This is a genomic window from Actinomadura fibrosa (genome assembly GCF_900659615.1).
Classification (GTDB): domain Bacteria; phylum Actinomycetota; class Actinomycetes; order Streptosporangiales; family Streptosporangiaceae; genus Spirillospora; species Spirillospora fibrosa.
The window spans coordinates 1-3,717 of the sequence record NZ_CAACUY010000456.1 but is presented as its reverse complement, the minus strand read 5'-3'; the positions used below and the strand labels follow the sequence as shown (position 1 = coordinate 3,717).

The window sequence follows — 3,717 nt, the reverse complement described above, 5'->3', positions numbered from 1 at the left end:
TTCCTCTTAGTGACTGGAGTTCAGACGTGTGCTCTTCCGATCTCTCCGCGGCCAGCCGGGCCCCCGCCTCCGCGAGCTCGGCCAGGAGGCGGCGCTCCGCGCGCGGGTCGGCCGCCTCCACGACGCATGCGAACAGAGCCTCGATCTCCGCTATCCGTGCACCCAGCACGATCATCTGATCGCCCACAATGATCACCCCGTGACGTCAATTGTGGGCGATGGACGGCACGTTCCGCACTCCCAATTTCGCCCTGGGTGTTCTGGCATGTCCGGAATTGTGAAACGGCTCGGTCAGTTTTCCGCGAGCACGATGACGCGGTCGCCGGCGGAGAGCGTCAGCGGCGCCGTCTTGGGCGGGTTGAGGACGACCCCGTACCCGGGCGGCTCGTGGAAGCGGTCCCGCAGGCGGTAGCCCAGCGCGACCTCGCCGCGCCGCCGGGCCGACTCGATGAGCGTCGCGAAGTCGGCCGCGGCGCCCGGGACCAGGTAGTCGGCGGCGGGCTTGAGGTAGATCTCCGAGCCGGCCGGGTCGAGCAGGTCGGCGAACACGTCGTACAGGTGGCGGTTCTCGCTCAGCTGGGTCAGCATCAGGCTGATCAGCTTGTCGCTGACCACGAAGTCGTCGGCCTTGGTGACCTGCGCGACCTCCCGGTTGGCGTCGTCGTTGATCTCGCTGACGATCGAGTAGGGGTCGCCGAGCGCGTCCTCCATGTCGCGCAGGTGCAGCAGCGTCACGAGCGTGCGGGCGTCGGCGTGCTCGCGGTCGAACCCGGCGTCGGACAGCACGATGATGTGCTGGTAGGAGCCGACGTCGAGCGCTTCGAGGGACGGCCGGTCGGTCGGCTCGGCGCGGCGGAACCCGAGCTTGAGGTTGGCGAACGGGCCGAGGTCGGCGGTGGGGTCCTCGCGCGGCGCGGCGACCACCAGCTCCGAGCCCGCGGCGACGAAGTCGTCCAGCAGCTCGATGATCTTCGGGGCGCGGGGGTTCCAGCCGATCATGAGGGTGCGGCCGGGGACGGGCGGGTGCGGCGCCGCCGTGGTGATCGCCGTCTCCGCGACCGGCGGCGGGGCGCCGGACGCGAGCCGGATGAGCAGGTCGTCCTCGGCGAGCACGATGATCTCGTCGTCGGCCCGGATCACCGTGTCCATCGGCGGGTTGAGCAGGACGGTCCCGTCGCGCCGCCGCAGCCCGGCGGGGACGCCGAGGTCGTAGCGGGACAGGGCCGCGCCGAACGCGATCCCCGCGAGGGCCGGCTCGGCGCGCATGTAGAACTCGTGGCCGGCGAAGTCGAGCAGGTCGGTGCAGACCTGCGACAGCCCGGACTGCCGGTGCGACTGCACGATCAGCCGGATCGCGATGTCGTCGGCGTCGATGACGCGCGCGGCGGCGCCGCCCGCCAGCCGGGCCGCGGGCAGGTTCGCCGAGTCGTGGACGGCGGCGACGACGTGCGGGCGGCGCCCCTCCCAGGCGCGCGCGCCGAGCGACAGCAGCACCTTGATGACGTGCGTGTCGGCGTCCGGGACCTCCGGCGACAGCACCATGATCGAGCGCGCGCTGCCGGGGCTGACCAGCTCCAGGTCGGCGACCTTGAGCGGGTTGCCGGTCCGGCACACGATCCGGGTGCGGCCGAACTCCCCGACCCGCGCCCTGAGCGCGTCCTCCATCTCGACCTTGTCGCGGTCGGCGAGGATCGCCACGCACGACCTACGCTCGCTCTGGTTCGCCTCGACCAGCTCGGCGACCACGGTGAAGACCTGCTCGGACCAGCCGAGCAGGACGGTGTGGTCGTGCTCGACGATCCGCGACCGGCCCTTGCGCAGCTCGGTGATCTTCGCTTCGAGCCCGGTGGTGAGCACGCCGATCAGCGAGCTGACGAGGAAGATCCCGCCGATCGTGGACAGCAGCATCAGGGCGAGGAACGGGACGCTGCCGGTGTCGCCGCCCATCGTCCCGGGGTCGAGGGTGCGCAGCAGGCTGCGCCACACCATGCCGGGCCAGTGCCCGTGCTCGCGGCTGTCGCGCGGCGCGACGGCCACGGCGGCGGTCGCCACGACGAGCACGAGCGCGACCGAGGCGAGCCCCAGCCAGCCGATGAGCGCCGGCGTGCCCTTCGCCATCGTCGTGTCGAACCAGTACCGGACACGGTCGCGTCGCGTCGCGCGTCTCAACAGGTCTGCCCCCTCGGCCCGTGCGCCGGCTCAGCCTAGTACGGGCCCGCCGCGGACCGGAGCGCGCCGCCGCGGGCCCGCTGCGGGCCTGCCACGGGCCAGCTGCGGGCCTGTCACGGGCGGGGCGGCGCCCCAATGCGGCAGTTCTCCGCCCTGCGAAATCCCGCGGGTGCGGAAAAAGGCGATTTGCCCAGTGTGCAGTATGCGCGTGGAGGCCCGGGTGAGAATTCCACCCGGGCCTCCACGGCGTTGTCGCCGAACGCCGCCGGCATCGTGACCGCTAGTGCGCGGCCTCGTACTTCTCGATCACATTCGCGGGGATACGGCCCCGTTCATTGACCTTGATGCCGTTGCTCTTCGCCCACTCGCGAATCTCGGCGGACCGCTCGCGGCTGTTGGTCGTGCGGCCGCCGCGGCCCGTGCGGCCGGTGGCCTTGCGCGCCTTGCGCGCGCTGGAGACGAACGGCTCAAGGCCGTTGCGGAGCTTGGCGGCGTTCTTCTTGCTCAGGTCGATCTCGTAAGTGGTCCCATCGAGGGAAAAGCTGACGGTCTCGTCAGCCTCTCCGCCGTCGATGTCGTCCACGAGAAGGACTTCGACCTTCTGTGCCATGCGGGGACTCCCTAGCTATGCGTCCGGCTTCGCGTCCGGATGAGCCTCGATGAATGCAGCATAGACCTCATCCGATATCTTGCCACGTTCGGAGACTTCGACGCCCTCGCGCAATGCCCACTCGCGCACATCGCCGTTCGTGTAGCCCTTGATCCGCGCGGGACGGGCGGACTTGCGCCCCTTCCCCGCGGGCTTCACCTCGGCGGCGTTGTCGATGTAGGGCGCGAGCGCGTCCAGCATCTCGTTCAGGCGCTTGTAGTTGTCATCGCTCAAGTCGATCGTGAACGTCCGACCCAGGACTTCGAAGTCTCGCTTTGCGACATCGTCCCCTTCGGAGCCGTCGATGTCGTCCACGCGAATGACCTTCTCGGCCATGTGTACCTTGTGTTCCTTCCCCTTGCCTACGCGGCGACCTTGACGGTAGCGGATTCCGGGACCCGGTATGACGGCATAGGGCCGGACGACACGGGGGAAAGGCGCCGGAGCCCCCGGCCCGCCGCGCGGAAGGGCGCGCCGGGCGCGGCGGGGACGGGGAAAGCGGCCGTACTGTCCCGGGGGAGACGAAGCCCTGACGTCTCCGCGACAACGCCCTCGGGGTCAGGACGCCGCGGCGCCCCGGCGCTGGATCCAGGTGTGCAGGAGCAGCATCATCTCAAGCCGGATCTCGGGGTCCTCGATGTCGAAGTCGAACATCTCGTGCAGCTGTGCCAGCCGGTAGCGGACGGTCTGCGGGTGCACGCACAGCACCTCGGCGGCGCCGGTGGCGTTGAAGCCGTGCTTCATGCACTCCAGCAGCGTCACGGCGAGCCGCAGGCCCTGCCGCGGCCCGGCGGCGTCCAGCGGCGCCAGCCGCCGCGCGGCGACGAGCGCGGCCAGCGGACGCTGACCGTCCCTCCGAAGTCTCCGGCCCGAGTGAGCGGCTGATCAGGCGCCGTCGG

The 3,717-nt window shown here is 70.6% G+C and carries 5 protein-coding genes; all 5 read right to left on the bottom strand.

The features are described 5' to 3' along the window. A partial coding sequence (locus E1300_RS54440; protein WP_207400440.1) for a hypothetical protein occupies positions 1–187 on the bottom strand: 187 nt, incomplete at its 3' end. A 104-nt stretch (positions 188–291) separates the two neighbouring features. Beyond that, a complete protein-coding gene (locus tag E1300_RS48440; protein ID WP_306440711.1) occupies positions 292–2,169 on the bottom strand; it encodes a CASTOR/POLLUX-related putative ion channel in 1,878 nt (625 codons plus the stop codon). Positions 2,170–2,449: 280 nt separating this feature from the next. After that, a complete protein-coding gene (locus tag E1300_RS48435) occupies positions 2,450–2,779 on the bottom strand; it encodes a histone-like nucleoid-structuring protein Lsr2 (protein WP_131763991.1) in 330 nt (109 codons plus the stop codon). 15 nt (positions 2,780–2,794) lie between these two features. Further along, a complete protein-coding gene (locus tag E1300_RS48430) occupies positions 2,795–3,154 on the bottom strand; it encodes a histone-like nucleoid-structuring protein Lsr2 (protein WP_131763990.1) in 360 nt (119 codons plus the stop codon). A gap of 222 nt (positions 3,155–3,376) precedes the next feature. Continuing rightward, the gene (locus E1300_RS48425; protein ID WP_242619891.1) at positions 3,377–3,580 is read right to left on the bottom strand and encodes a helix-turn-helix domain-containing protein; all 204 of its coding nucleotides are present in this window, start codon (positions 3,578–3,580) and stop codon (positions 3,377–3,379) included. Between the last annotated feature and the right edge of the window lie 137 nt (positions 3,581–3,717).

Bases quoted from the DNA above. Each gene is read 5' to 3' on its own strand.
- E1300_RS48430 (WP_131763990.1), bottom strand. From the start codon at position 3,154: ATGGCCGAGAAGGTCATTCGCGTGGACGACATCGACGGCTCCGAAGGG.
- E1300_RS48435 (WP_131763991.1), bottom strand. From the start codon at position 2,779: ATGGCACAGAAGGTCGAAGTCCTTCTCGTGGACGACATCGACGGCGGA.